Origin of the sequence: Acidocella sp. MX-AZ03 (genome assembly GCF_027626035.1) — a bacterium.
GTDB lineage: Bacteria > Pseudomonadota > Alphaproteobacteria > Acetobacterales > Acetobacteraceae > Acidocella > Acidocella facilis.
Map to the genome: position 1 here is coordinate 1397317 of NZ_CP110774.1, position 13704 is coordinate 1411020.

Below are 13704 nucleotides of genomic sequence, written 5' to 3' on the forward strand. Positions count from 1 at the left end.
GGCGGCGAGACGCGATGAAGAAGATCGAAGCCATCATCAAACCCTTCAAGCTCGATGAGGTGAAGGATTCGCTGGGCGAAGTGGGGCTGCAAGGCATCACCGTCACCGAGGCGAAGGGCTATGGGCGCCAGAAGGGCCATTCCGAGACCTATCGCGGCGCCGAGTATGTCGTTGATTTTCTTCCGAAAGTGAAAATCGAGATCGTCTGCGACGACGATCTGGTCGAGCGCGCGGTGGAGGCGATCATGAACGCGGCGCGCACCGGGAGGATCGGCGACGGCAAGATCTTCGTCTCCGAGATCGAGGAGGCGATCCGCATCCGCACCAACGACAAGGGCAGCGCGGCGCTGTAAGGAAGGGCTGGCCGGAGGAGTTTTTTGCTTTTCCGGCCCCTGCTTTGTCAAAATAGAGGTTAACATTTTCCGCCGGAGCGTCTAAGGACGGGTCCGATTTTTTGTGCGGAGCAAGAGACCTTGGCGACGATGTATACCGAGACGGTGAAAACCGTCCGGCACTGGACGGACCGGCTGTTCAGCTTCACGACGACGCGCAATCCGGGCCTGCGCTTTCTCAATGGACAATTCGTGATGATCGGCCTGCCCATCAATGGGCGGCCGCTGCTGCGCGCTTATTCGCTGTGCAGCGCCAATCATGAGGACCAGCTGGAGTTTTTCTCCATCAAGGTGCCGAACGGCCCGCTGACCCAGCATCTGCAGAAGCTGCAGCCGGGCGATGAGATCATCGTCGGCGGCAAGCCCACCGGCACGCTGGTGCAGGACAGCCTGACCCCGGGCAAGTATCTCACCATGCTCGCCACCGGCACCGGGCTGGCGCCGTTCGTCTCGGTGATCAAGGATCCCGAGGCCTATGACCGTTATGAGAAGCTGGTGCTGGTGCATGGCTGCCGCGAGGTGGCGGAGCTGGCCTATGGCGAGAAGGTCGTCGCGGATCTGCTGGAGGACGAGTTCTTCGGCGAGCTGGCGCGCGAAAAGCTGCTTTATTACCCGACCGTGACCCGCGAGCCCTTCCGCAACCAGGGCCGCATCACCGACCTGCTGGAGCAGGGCAAGCTGGAGGCGGATCTCGGCCTGCCGGCGTTCAACAAGGAAGATTACCGGGTGATGCTGTGCGGCAGCCCGGAGATGCTGGCGCAGCTGCAGGCGATGATGGAGGCCCGCGGCTTTGCGGAGGGCAGCCATTCGGTGCCGGGCCAGTATGTGATCGAGAAGGCGTTCGTGGAGAAATAACCTCCGCGCTGCTGAAACACCCCGCCCGGGTACAGCCCAGGCGGGGTTTTTGTTGGAAAAATTGCAAAAGTTTTTTGGTGCCGCTTTTTTCAAAAAAGCGGCGAAAGACGCCCGGGCCTATGCACCGCCGGCGCCCCCAGAATGCTCAGCTACAAATCCCGTCCTTCATCCCGAGCTGGGTGCAGAAAGCCAGATGCGACGCCGGATCATAGAGCACGATGGCGATCCGCCGCCCCGCCCCTTCCACCACGCTCGGCTCGCCCAGCGTCTTGGTCTTGGCAAAGAATTCTTTCGCGGTGCCAGTATTCTGCCCGGCATGACCATAGACCACCCAGACCCGCTTGCCCGAAGCCACCGCCTGCTGGGCCTGGGCAAGGTCGCCGCCGGCATGGGCCAGCACCGTCGCCCTCGCGTCGGCCGGCAGATAATGCTGCAGGATCGGCAACGCCCCGTCATCGGAGAGATAGAGCATATCTCCTGGGGCTACGTCATTGGCCAGAATCTGCGCGGCCACGTCCCAGCGCGGCTTGGTCTCTGCGGCGTAGTAAGGCAGCGCGTTGACGAGTAGCAGCGCGCCCGCCCCCACCACCGCGGCCCAGGCCACGCCCGGCGCGCGCCGGTCCAGCAGCGCCGCGCCACCAATCCCGGCCAGGATCGCGAAAGGCGCCGCGCTCCAGAGCAGATAGCGCGGCAGGAAAATCGGGTGCTTCAGGGAAATCAGCACGAACAGCACCGGCAGGAACAGCAACGCCACCGCCAGCATCGCCATCACCGCCGGGCGGCGGCGCAGCTTCCAAGCGGCGACGCAGAGTGTGGCGAGCAGCGCCGCATCGATCAGCCAGATCACGCCCGGCGTCGCATCGCGGGAGATGAAGCGGAAGGAAACCCAATCCGCCACATGCATGAAATAGACGCTGCCCAGGCTGTACCAGAGGCGCGCCGCGTCCAGCGGCGGAATCCAGCCCAGCGCGTTGGTCACGCTCTCGGTCTGGAAATGCAGCATGACCAGATAGAATGGCGCGGTGAGGGCCAGGATGGCGGCATCCGCCAGGGCGAGATTGCGCAACAGCCCCCGCCGATGATCGCTGAACCCCAGCAGGCAAAGGAAGATCAGATTGGCGGCCAGCCACCAGGGCAGCGCATCACCCAGCACATCCAGCGCCGCGACGGTCCCCAGTACGAAGCAGAGCCAGCCCGCCTTGGCCTGGCGCCAGTTGCGGCTGGCCGCCGGCAGATCCAGCGTCAGCCGGGTGACGCCGTAGAGCGCCACCAGGATCAGCGTCATTTCCATGGTGTAGGAGCGCGCTTCCTGGGCGAAGGCCAGCGCCATCGGCGAGAAGCCCAGCACCAGGGCCGCCAGCACCCCAGCCAGCCGCCCGGCGATGCGCGCCGCGATCAGATAAACCAGCATCACCGCCGCCGCGCCGAAGAGGGCCGAGGGCAGGCGCAGCCAGAATTGCGGATCGCCGAAATGGGTCAGCGGCGCCAGCATCAGGAAGAAGCTCGGCATGTGATGATTCTGGAAGGAATTCACCATCAAGGCGCCCGGCTGCAGCGAGGCGCGTTGCAGGGTGAACATCTCATCCAGCCAGAAGGGCCGGCGCCCGAGATCGATCACCCGCGGCAGCAGCGCCAGCAGGAAGATCCCGGCCGGCCAGGCGAAGCGCGCGAGCGATGCCGCGCGGTTCGCCTGGCTGGAGCCGGTCTTGATCTCGGGTTTGACAGTAATGCTCACGCGCTGACCTGTGTTTGAGACTGTGACGGGGACGACGGCCCCTGCAATTGCGACTCAGGCGTCGGCTCGGGCCGCCAATCGCGGAAAAAGGCGCGACCAATGGCCCCTGCGAGCTCCTGCAGGTATATTTGTACGAGGTCCAAATAATCGTGCAGACCCGTGGCTAAAATATGGCTGAGCTTGACCTCCAACAAGAGCTCGCGCAGCATCTCCACCCGCTCCAGCGCCTCCGCCCCGCGTGACAGGCCGAAATGCCGGCGCAGATCATCGAGATGCGATTCAATCCGCCGCACGCAGAGCAGCGGCGAGCGCGGGTTGGAGGGATCACGCAGCAGGAACTGCACCACATCCTCCGGCGCGAATTGCGCCCGGGCCTGGCGCTTGAAGGCGTGATAGCCGGCGGCGGCGCGCAAAATCGCGTTCCATTGCGTCAGCTCCGCCACCCGCTTCTCCTCCCCGCCGCGCGGCAGCAGGGCGGTGAATTTGATGTCCAGCATGCGGGTGGTCTGGTCGGCCCGCTCGATATAGCGGCCCAGCTCGTAGAAATACCAACCCTGGTCCCGGTAGATGGTGCCCTGGGTGATGCCGGTATGGGCCTGCACCCCCTCCTTGATCCGGGTGCAGAGGCGCGAGAGCGCGTCCCCCTCCAGATCCTCCGGCGTGATCCGGCTGACAAAGCGGTGAAACACGTTGAGCTGCTTCCACATCTCCGTGCTCATCAGCGGCCGCAAGGTGCGGGCATTGGTGCGCGCATCCTCCAGGCTGGCGGGGATGGAGGTGCTGTTGCCTTTATCCAGCAGATAGAAGCGCTTCACATGCGTCGCATCCGCCGAGAAGCCGCGCTCCAGGAAATTCTTCTCATCGGCATTGATGCGGATGAGCCCGAACCAGGCCTCGGTCTCGAAGCCAGGGCTCTCGAAGCTCTGCGTCACATCGATCAGCCGCGCCATGTTCTCGACGCGCTCCAGATAGCGCGCCATCCAGAACAGCCCCTCGGCGTCGCGGGCGAGCAGCCCGGGGTCGCGCATATGGGTCATGGCGTGTCTCCCTTCGTGGGGTCGTCCTTGCTGAAATCCTCGGCCAGCACCCAGGTATCCTTGGAGCCGCCGCCCTGGCTCGAATTCACGATAAGCGACCCCCTTTTCATTGCGACTCGTGATAACCCGCCGGGCAGCACCCAGCTTTCCTTGCCGGTGACGATGAAGGGCCGCAGATCCAGATGGCGCGGGCCGATGCCCTCTTCCGCCAAAGTCGGGCCAACGGAGAGGCCGATCATCGGCTGGCTGATCCAGTTATCCGGGTCGGCCGAGATGGTCTCGCGCACTTTCTCCAGCTCCTCCTTTGAGGCGCGCGGGCCGATGGTGATGCCGTAGCCGCCGGATTCACCCACCGGCTTGGTCACCAGCTTGTCGAGATTCTCCAGCGTATATTTCAGCCCTTCCGGCTCACGGCAGATATGGGTCTCGACATTCTGGATCAGCGGCTCCTCATCCAGATAATATTTGATGATGCGCGGCATATAGGCATAGACCGCCTTGTCATCCGCCACCCCGGTGCCGACAGCATTGGCGATGGCGACATTGCCGGCCTTCCAGGCGCGGATCAGCCCGGGCACGCCCAGCATGGAATCCGGCCGGAACACTTCCGGGTCCAGGAAGTCGTCATTCAGCCGGCGATAGATCGTGTGCACCGGCTTCAGCCCGGAGATGGTGCGCATGAAGACGCGGTCATTCTCGACCGTCAGATCCGCCCCCACCACCAGCGGCACGCCCATCTCGCGGGCCAGGAACACATGCTCGAAATAGGCGGAGTTATAGATGCCCGGCGAGAGCAGCACCACCTGCGGGTCCGCATTGTCGCCCGGCGCCACCTCGGCCATCGCCGCGCGCAGGCGCCGCCCGTAATCATCCACCGGCTTCAGTTTGATGCCGGACATCAGGTCCGGGAAGGTGCGCAGCATCAGATGCCGGTTCTCGATGACATAGGAGACGCCCGACGGGGTGCGGGCATTATCCTCCAGCACCCGGAAATCCCCGCCTCGTCGCGGATGATGTCGATGCCGCAGACATGCACATAGGTGCCGTGGGGGACCGGGAAATCCTTCATCTCCGGGCGGTAATTGGCGTTGCCATAGACCAGCTCGCCGGGGATGATGCCATCCTTCACCACATGGCCCTTGCCGTAGATATCGCCCAGGAACAGGTTCAGCGCCTTCACACGCTGGGCGCAGGCGCGCTCCAGCAGATCCCATTCAGGCGCGGTTAATACACGCGGGATACAATCAAAGGGCAGGATTCGGTCGATCGCCGTGGCGTCGGAATAGACCGTGAAGGTGACGCCGAGATCGATCAGATCGGTTTCGGCGGCGGAGGCGCGGGCGCGCAGCGCTTCCAGCCCGATGCCCTGCAGCCGCTCGGCCAGCCATCGCGGCACCGGGCCGGCATCGGCGCGCGGCGTCGTCAGTTCGCAAAAGAAACGGCCTGGATCATATTCGGGCCATAAATGCTGAAAAATGTCGCTCAAACCAAAGCCTCCGGCGCGCCTAGGCGGAAAAAATGATGATGGAAAAAGCGATGGGTCGTCAGAGTATCAGGTTCGGAGTGACAGGCCGGAAACAGCCCGTGCTTACGCGCGAAGAGCACCAACCGGGCAGAAGCCGCCCAGCAATTCAGCACGCATCACCTGAGATTTGGCGCCGATCCGTCATGGTACATTGTAAATCTGCCTTCAAAACATCCATGTCCGCAAGGTGCCTCCCTGGCTGCGGGATTTAGACTTCATGACAGTTATGCAAGCATCGGACCAAGCACGCCCCGCCGCCGCGCCGCGCCGTTTCCCACGGTGCGACCAGACTGACCGGGCTTGCAATCAGGGACAGGTAGGCACCCGTCCTACACTCTGTTAATCCTGTCGAAATGCAAATTTTGTCACCCTACGACGAAACACTGGACCGACAGGGACGGCTGAAAAGCCCCTGGTCGCCGGTTTTGTCGGCCGTGCGCGAAATGGGCATGATCGAGCTGGAGCGGCGCTGCGCGGCGCTGGGCCGGCAGGTGGGGCTGGCCGCGCCGGCGCTGCTGCCTGCCGCCCGGCCTTACGACCCGTTGCCGGCGCTGCTCACCGCCTCGGAATTCGCCTGGCTGGAAGAGGCGGTCAGCCAGCGCGCCGAGCTGCTCTCACAGGTGATGGAAGATCTCTACGGCCCGCAGAGCCTGATGCGTCTGGGCCGGCTGCCGCCGGCGCTGGTGCTGGCGGACCCGTTCTTTCTGCGCGCGCTGCATACTGGCGGGCCACTACCGGCACCGCGCCTGGGGCTGTATGCGGCGGATGTGATTCGCGGCACCGATGGGCGCTTCAAGCTGCTGCGCGACCATACCGGGACCATTCCCGGGCTTGGCCACGCGCTCACGCTGCGCCGCCTGGCGAATGGGGTGCTGCCTGAATTATTCCGGGCCGGGGCGCTGCGCTCGCTGCGGCCGGCGCGGGAGATTCTGGTGGATCAGCTGCAGCGCCGGGCCGAAGGCGGGCTGGTGGCGGTGCTCTCCGGCGGGGCGGCCGCCCCGGGGCTGCCGAATGGCGACGATGCGCTGCTGGCGCGCGCGCTGGGCGTGCTGATGATCGAGCCGGCCGATCTCGCCACCCGCAACGGCGCCTTGCATATGAAGACGCTGAGCGGGCTGCTGCATGTCGCCACGCTGATCCGCGGCGTGTCGGGGATCGATCTCGACCCGCTGGAGCAAGGCGGCCGGCCAGGGGCGGGCATTGCCGGCGCCTTCGGGGCGGTGCGGGCCGGGGTGCTGAACATGCTCAACGCCCCCGGCAGCAAGCTGCTGGAGTCGCAGGTGCTGCACCCTTATCTGCAGGAGCTGTTCGAGCCGCTGCTGGGGGCGCCGCACAAGATGCAGCAGGCCGAGCCGGAAGATGTGGCGCTGGCCTCGCAAGCGCCCTTTCTCGCCCCTGATGGCGTGCTGACCAAGGCGCCACTCTGTTTTCGCATCTTCTCCTGGCATGACGGGCTGCAGTGGCAGGTGCTGCCGGGCGGGCTGGGCCTGGCGATGGATGCGCAAGCCGGGCTGGGGCTGAAGGATCTCTGGGTGTTCGACGGCGAGGAATCGCGAATGATCTCCGGCGCGCCCCCGGCCGAGCCGCCGGAGAAGGTGAAATTCCTCGCCGCCGCGCATCTGCCCTCGCGGCTGGCGGATAATCTGTTCTGGCTCGGCCGCTCGGTGGAGCGGCTGGAGGCGGCGGCGCGGCTGCTGATGCTGGCCCTGCCCCGGCTGGAATCCGGCACCTCGCTGCCGCGTGACATGGCCGAGCGCGGGTTGATCTCGCGCTGTCTCGGCCAGGCCGGGCTGCTGCCGGCGGATGTGGCGGGCTCCGCCCTCTCCGGCCGGCTGCTGCGCCAGACGCTGGCGCGCCGCCGCCCGCTGGCCGGGCTGGTGAAGGAGGTGGCGCGGCTGGTGGATGCCTCCTCCGAGCGGCTTTCGCCCTCGATGCTCGCCACCGTGCGGCTGGCGCTGCAGCAGGCCAATGAGGCGCTGCCGAACGAGGAAGCGGCCTTGCCGGTGATGCTGAATTTCGCCGCCAGCTTCGCCGGCATCGCGGCGGAGAACATGTCCCGCGATGGTGGCTGGCTGTTCCTGGAAATGGGCCGCCGGCTGGAGCGCGCCGAGACGATGGCGGAGACGCTGGCGATTTTGCTGGACGGGCCGATCCCCGGCTGGAGCCGGGGCTGGCGCTGGGCATCGAGCTCGCCGATTCGGTGCTGAGCTATGAGCTGCGCCATGCCGGCATCATCGCCCCCGGCCCGGTGCTGGCGATGCTGCTGGCCGATGGCTCCAACCCGCGCGCCCTGGCCTTCCAGTGCAACGCGCTGCGTGCCTGCCTGGAGCGGCTGGGGGCGGATGACGATGCCGAAACCTCAAGGCTGCTGCAGCATGAGCTGGCCGATCTGGCCGGCGGCGGCGCGGCGCTGAGCGCCACTTTGAGCGCCATGGCGGCGAAGCTGCGCACCCTGTCCGACCGCGTGCAGCGGCGCTTCTTCACGCTGCTGCCCGCGGCGCATACGCTTGAGGATGAAGAGATCTTGGAAGCGGCACAATAACTTGCCACACTCCGCCGCGATATGACCCTGTACCGCCTGAACCACGCCACCGCCTATGATTATGCCGAACCGGTGGTGATCGGCACGCATTTCATGCATTTGCTGCCGCGTTCGCGCCCCGGCCAGATCATCCGCGAGGCGCGGCTGGAGATCTCGCCGCTGCCGGACAACCGGCGCGATGAGATCGACCATTTCGGCAATTTTACCACCAGCGTCTCGCTGACCGGGGCGCATAAGCAGTTCAACGTGACGCTGAGTGCAACGATCGAGGTGGAGCAGCCCTTGCCGCCAGCGCACACGCCGCGCTGGGAGGCGATCGCCGCCTGGGCGCTGCATGAGGTGGAGGTGGCGGAGTTCTGCCTGCCGAGCGACCTCGCCAGACCGGTCGGGGAGATCGCGGATTATGCCGCGGTGAGCTTCCGGCCGGGGCGGGACATGCTCGAAGCCGTACTGGAGCTGAACCAGCGCATCTTCAATGAGATGACCTACAAGCCTGGGGTGACCAATAATTTCACCACGGCGCTGCAGATTTTACGCACCCGCACCGGGGTCTGCCAGGATTATGCGCATTTCATGCTGGCCTGCCTGCGCGCGCTGGGGCTGCCGGGGCGCTACGTGTCGGGCTATCTGCGCACGCTGCCGCCGCCGGGGCAGGAAAAGCGGCGCGGCGCGGATCAGAGCCATGCCTGGATCGGCGTCTGGCTCGGCCCGGAAATCGGCTGGGTGGATTTCGACCCGACCAACAATCTTCTGGTCAGCAATGAGCATGTGACTCTGGCCTGGGGCCGGGATTTCAACGATGTCTCGCCGCTGCGCGGGGTGATTCTGGGCGGTGGCCGGCATTCGCTGAGTGTCGGCGTGGATCTGGAGCCGGTACTGACCTAGCAGTTTGTTTATAAACAACTTTTTTGAAATTATAAAAATTTTTTGGTGCCGCTTTTTTTCAAAAAAGCGGCGAAAAACGTTTGGGGTGGTGGCAACGGCGTTGCCACCACCCCAACGTTTATGGGGACTTTTTGAAAAAAGTCCCCATACCCCCAAAAACTTTTTCTAATTTTACCAGCGGGCGTCAGGAATACTGCTCAAAAACCCGCCAGCCCCGCCGCTGGCCGCGCATCAGCAGATAGCCGGCAAACCCCAGCACCAGCAGCACCGGGATCATCAGGAAGGCGGTCCAGACCACCACCGCGCCGACGCCAAGCGCCACCGCGAACGTCAGCAACCGCAGCGCGATCTGCGCCAGAGAGGGTTTAGACGGCTCGACGAAGTGCCCATCGGGCGTCATGTCGAGCACCGGGCCATTTTCTTTTGCCATATGACAGATCTAGGGCAGAGATGCGCCCTGTTCAACTGCGCGCCATGGCAAGGGGCCCTGCTTGCGGCTAAATGTCAGCCATGCAGGAAGATGATCTGTTCGGCCCGCCAGAGGCTGCCATGCCGGCCAATCCGGGCAGCCATCCCTTGGCGGAACGGCTGCGCCCGAAGGCGCTGGGCGATGTCGCGGGCCAGGCGCATTTGCTGGGGCCGGAGGGCAGCCTCACCGGCATGCTGGCGCGCGGCTCGCTGGCCTCGATCATCCTCTGGGGCCCGCCCGGCGTGGGCAAAACCACCATCGCCCGGCTGCTGGCGGATGCGGCGGGGCTGCAATTCCGGCAGATCTCGGCGGTGTTCTCCGGCGTCGCGGACCTCAAGAAAGTGTTCGAGGACGCCACCCGGCTGCACCGCGCCGGCCGCGCCACGCTGCTGTTCGTGGACGAGATCCACCGCTTCAACCGCGCCCAGCAGGATGCGTTTCTGCCGGTGGTGGAGGCCGGGACGATCACGCTGATCGGCGCCACCACGGAGAACCCCAGCTTCGCGCTGAATGGCGCGCTGCTCTCCCGCGCCCAAGTCTTCGTGCTGCGCCGGCTGGACGATGCGGCGATGGAGGAGCTGCTCAGCCGCGCCGAGGCGGAGATGAGCCAGCCTCTGCCCCTCACGCCAGGGGCGCGCGCCAGCCTGCGCGCCATGGCCGACGGCGATGGCCGCGCTTTGCTCAACATGGCCGAACAGCTTTTCGCTTTGCCCCCCGGCACAGCTCTGGATGAAACCGCCCTGGGCCAGCTGCTCTCCCGCCGCGCCGCCCTTTATGACCGCGACCGCGAGGAGCATTACAACCTCATCTCCGCCCTGCATAAATCCATGCGCGGCTCGGATGCGGATGCGGCCTTGTACTGGCTGGCGCGGATGTTCGCGGGCGGGGAAGACCCGCGCTATATCGCCCGGCGCGTCACCCGCTTCGCCGCCGAGGATATCGGCCTGGCCGACCCGCAGGCGCTGGTGCAGGCCCTCTCCGCCTGGGAGGCCTATGAGCGGCTGGGCTCGCCGGAGGGGGAGGTCTGCATCGCCCAGGCGGTGGTGTATCTGGCCACCGCGCCGAAATCCAACGCCGTTTATAAGGCCATCGGTGCCGCCAACCGCGCCGCCAAGGAAACCGGCAGTTTGATGCCGCCGATGAACATCCTCAACGCCCCCACCAAGCTGATGAAGAACCTGGGCTATGGCGAAGGCTACCAGTACGACCACGATACCGAGGAGGGTTTCTCCGGCGATAATTACTTCCCCGAAGGCATGGGGCGGCCGGATTTCTACCGGCCAGTGGAGCGCGGCTTTGAGCGCGAAATCGTCAAGCGCCTCGCTTATTGGCAGAAATTGCGCGAAGAGAGGCAATGACCACCGAGATACAAGTTCCCGAGGCCGGCGCCGAGATGCGGCTGGACCGTTTCCTGCGCCGCGAAGTGCCGGGCCTCACCCAGGGCGTGCTGCAAAAATTGCTGCGCACCGGCAAGATTCGCCGCAATGGCAGCCGCGCCGAGGCGAATGACCGCCTGGCCCTGGGCGATGTGCTGAGCCTGCCCGAGATCGCCCCGCCGACCGACGCGCCCAAGCCCCGCCAGATCGTCAAGATGGATGAAAACCGCACCAAGGAGCTGGAGCGGATGGTGATCTATCAGGATGATTCGGTGATTGTCCTGAACAAGCCGGCCGGGCTGCCGGTGCAGGGCGGCTCGGGCATCGCCGTGCATGTGGACGGGATGCTGGATGCGCTGCAGGGCGAGCATCCGGAGCGGCCCAAACTGGTGCACCGGCTGGACCGCGACACTTCCGGCGTGCTGGTCATCGCCCGCTCTGCCAAGGTGGCGGCGAAGCTCTCGGCGGCGTTTCGCGGCCGCGATGTCGAGAAAACCTACTGGGCGCTGCTGGTCGGGCTGCCGGATGCGCTGGAAGGGCGGATCGATCTGCCGCTGAAGCGCATCGATCTCGGCCAAACCTCCCGCGCCGAGCCAGCCTCGCGCAAGGATAAGGAGGCGCAGAAGGCGATCACCGATTATCGCATTCTGGACAAGGCCGGGCGCAAATTCTGCCTGGCGGAGCTGAGCCCGCATACCGGGCGGATGCACCAGCTGCGCGCCCATTGTTTGGCCCTGGGCACGCCGATTCTGGGCGATGAGGTTTATGGCAGCGCCTATCATGAGCATTTCGCCAACCAGCTGCATCTGCATGCGCGCCGGCTCAGCTTTCCGCACCCGGAAGGCGGCCTGCTGAGCATCGAGGCGGAGTTGCCCAAGCATATGGTGAACGGGCTGAATTATCTTGGCTTCCCGGCCCCGGACGCGGCCAAACCCCGGCGCAGCGGACGCGGCGCCGTCTAAACCCAGGCGCGGCGGGCGCGGCGCGGCCTAAGCCTTTCCTATAAATTACAGTCGGTTAACGGCCGAGGGGGTGGAAAACCCGGGCTTTGCTGTCACATATCAAAGCATGCGCCGGTGGACACGCCCCTTCTGTGCCTCTGCCTCGTCCTCGGCGGCAATGCCGCCGAGGGGGCCGATCCGGTGAATTACAATGTCAGCTTTGCCCCGTCCGGCGATGGCGGGCTGGACGGGCTGATGAAGCAGACCTCCTCGCTGGTCTCGTTGCAGAAGAAGCTCCCCCCTGCCCCGTTCGCGCTGATCGGCCGGGCGCGCACGGATGAGACGCATTTCATCACCGTGCTGCATGCGCTGGGCTATGATGCCGGCACGGCAAAGATCACCATCGACGGCATGTCCCTCAATGATCCGGCGTTGCTCGATCATCTCACCCGCCTGCCCCAGGGCAGCCAGGCCAAGGTCGCCATCTCCACCCAGAAAGGCGCGCTGTTCAGCCTCGGCCAGGTGAACATCACCGGGCTGCCAGCGGGCTTCAAGCCGCACCCCGGCATCCGCACCGGCCAGCCCGCCACCGCCGCGCCGATTCTCGCCGTGCCGGCCAAGCTCACCACCGATCTGCAAAATGCCGGCTATGCCTTCGCCATAGTGGCGCCCCCTTACGCGGTGGCGAATGAGGCAACGCATACGCTGAATGTGAGCTATAGCGTCACCCCTGGCCCGCGCGTGGATATCGGCGCGGTCAGCTTCTCCGGCCTCACCCGCACCGATCCGGCCTTCCTCGCCCGCCATATCAGGCTGCGCCAGGGCCAGCCATATTCCGACAAGGCGGTGCAGCAGGCCCGCGATTCGCTGCTGGGGCTGGGGGTATTCTCCTCCGTGACCGCGGTGCCGGCGACACAGGCGGTCTCCGGCCAGGTGCCGATCAGCTTTCATGTCACCGAGCAGAAGCTGCACGCGGTCACGCTCTCCGGCGCCTATGCGACGGATCTGGGTGTCTCCATCGGCACCAGCTGGGAGAATCGCAATCTCTTCGGCCATGCCGAGACACTGACCCTCTCGGTCGCCGCTAACGGGCTGGGGGGCACGGGCACGACCGCACCTGGCTATGACATCAAAGGCGTGTTCACCAAGCCGGATTATTATGTGCGCGGCCAGACGCTGACTCTCTCCGCCGAGGGGCTGCAGCAATCCCTCACCGCCTATCGGCGCACCGGCATCATCATCGGCGGCTCGCTCTCCCGCCCCATCACCGCCCATACCGCCATCACCTACGGCCCCAGCTTCACCACCGAGCGGGTGGACCAGGAAGGGGTGGCGCGCAGCTATGTGCTGGCGCAATTCCCGATCAATTTCACCTGGGACACCAGCAACTCGCTGCTGGAGCCCACGCGCGGCCATAAGCTCTCCCTCACCATCACCCCGACCATGCCGGTGGTCGGCACCCCGCATGATCCGTTCGTGATCCTGCAAGGCACCGGCTCGGTTTATTTCCCGGTCGAGCGCAAAGCCTGGGGCGTGGTGGCGCTGCATGGGGTGCTGGGCAGCATCCAGGGGGCGAGCCAGTTTGGCGTGCCGGCGGATCAGCGCTTCTACGCGGGCGGTTCGGGCACGGTGCGCGGCTATACCTACCAGACCATCGGCCCGCTTTTCGCGGACGACACGCCCAGGGCGGGCTGGCGCTGGATGCGATCAATCTGGAATTCCGCCAGCATATCACCAAGAGCATCGGCATCGTGCCGTTCATCGATGCCGGGCAGGTCAGTGCGGGCTCTGCCCCGTTCAAGGGCACGCTGCGCGTCGGCGCCGGGCTGGGGGCGCGCTATTACACCTCGATCGGGCCGATCCGGGTGGATTTCGCGCTGCCGCTGAAGCGCACCCCGGGCAGCAGCGCCTTCGGGCTCTATATCGGGCTCGGGGAGGCGTTCTGAA

Annotated in this window: 10 protein-coding genes and 2 pseudogenes; 8 read left to right on the forward strand and 4 right to left on the reverse strand. The window is 65.4% G+C overall.

The features are described from left to right. Window positions 1-14: 14 nt before the first annotated feature. Both GT370_RS07935 and GT370_RS07940 read left to right on the forward strand, forming a co-directional pair. On the forward strand, window positions 15-353 hold the full coding sequence (locus tag GT370_RS07935) for a P-II family nitrogen regulator (RefSeq protein ID WP_008492327.1): 339 nt from the start codon (window positions 15-17) through the stop codon (window positions 351-353). A gap of 120 nt (window positions 354-473) precedes the next feature. Continuing rightward, window positions 474-1247, forward strand: a complete 774-nt coding sequence (locus GT370_RS07940; RefSeq protein ID WP_008492326.1) for a ferredoxin--NADP reductase — start codon at window positions 474-476, stop codon at window positions 1245-1247. A 145-nt stretch (window positions 1248-1392) separates the two neighbouring features. Here the strand turns inward: GT370_RS07940 and GT370_RS07945 are convergent, their stop codons facing one another. The 3 genes and pseudogenes from GT370_RS07945 to GT370_RS07955 all read right to left on the reverse strand — a co-directional run bounded on the left by GT370_RS07945 (window position 1393) and on the right by GT370_RS07955 (window position 5505). Beyond that, window positions 1393-2982 carry a glycosyltransferase family 39 protein gene (locus GT370_RS07945; RefSeq protein WP_008492323.1) on the reverse strand — a complete coding sequence of 530 codons (1590 nt, stop codon included), beginning with the start codon at window positions 2980-2982 and terminating at the stop codon, window positions 1393-1395. Further along, window positions 2979-4019: an alpha-E domain-containing protein gene (locus GT370_RS07950; RefSeq protein WP_008492322.1), complete on the reverse strand. Its 1041-nt coding sequence runs from the start codon at window positions 4017-4019 to the stop codon at window positions 2979-2981. Before GT370_RS07950 ends, GT370_RS07945 begins: the two co-directional genes overlap by 4 nt. Next, window positions 4016-5505, reverse strand: a pseudogene (locus GT370_RS07955) (circularly permuted type 2 ATP-grasp protein). The gene GT370_RS07950 and the pseudogene GT370_RS07955 overlap by 4 nt, the downstream one beginning before the upstream one ends. A 392-nt stretch (window positions 5506-5897) precedes the next feature. On the opposite strand from GT370_RS07955, the gene GT370_RS07960 reads away from it, so the two are divergent. From GT370_RS07960 to GT370_RS07970, 3 genes are read left to right on the forward strand one after another with little or no spacing between them, the layout of a single operon-like run. After that, window positions 5898-7751 (forward strand): circularly permuted type 2 ATP-grasp protein, encoded by a 1854-nt coding sequence (locus GT370_RS07960; RefSeq protein ID WP_270184184.1) that lies wholly within the window; start codon window positions 5898-5900, stop codon window positions 7749-7751. Further along, window positions 7745-8086: an alpha-E domain-containing protein gene (locus GT370_RS07965; RefSeq protein WP_270184185.1), complete on the forward strand. Its 342-nt coding sequence runs from the start codon at window positions 7745-7747 to the stop codon at window positions 8084-8086. Before GT370_RS07960 ends, GT370_RS07965 begins: the two co-directional genes overlap by 7 nt. Window positions 8087-8107: 21 nt before the next feature. Continuing rightward, a complete protein-coding gene (locus GT370_RS07970) occupies window positions 8108-8971 on the forward strand; it encodes a transglutaminase family protein (protein WP_008492319.1) in 864 nt (287 codons plus the stop codon). 184 nt (window positions 8972-9155) lie between these two features. Here the strand turns inward: GT370_RS07970 and GT370_RS07975 are convergent, their stop codons facing one another. Continuing rightward, window positions 9156-9401 carry a hypothetical protein gene (locus GT370_RS07975; protein ID WP_270184186.1) on the reverse strand — a complete coding sequence of 82 codons (246 nt, stop codon included), beginning with the start codon at window positions 9399-9401 and terminating at the stop codon, window positions 9156-9158. An 80-nt stretch (window positions 9402-9481) separates the two neighbouring features. Here GT370_RS07975 and GT370_RS07980 point away from each other — a divergent pair, with 80 nt between their 5' ends. The 3 genes and pseudogenes from GT370_RS07980 to GT370_RS07990 all read left to right on the forward strand — a co-directional run bounded on the left by GT370_RS07980 (window position 9482) and on the right by GT370_RS07990 (window position 13703). Then, a complete protein-coding gene (locus GT370_RS07980) occupies window positions 9482-10798 on the forward strand; it encodes a replication-associated recombination protein A (RefSeq protein ID WP_371137069.1) in 1317 nt (438 codons plus the stop codon). Then, entirely contained in the window at window positions 10795-11778 is a 984-nt protein-coding gene (locus tag GT370_RS07985; RefSeq protein WP_008492315.1) for an RluA family pseudouridine synthase, read from the forward strand. The genes GT370_RS07980 and GT370_RS07985 overlap by 4 nt, the downstream gene beginning before the upstream one ends. Before the next feature lie 390 nt (window positions 11779-12168). Beyond that, window positions 12169-13703 (forward strand): annotated as a pseudogene (locus GT370_RS07990) (autotransporter assembly complex protein TamA). Window position 13704 lies beyond the last annotated feature (1 nt).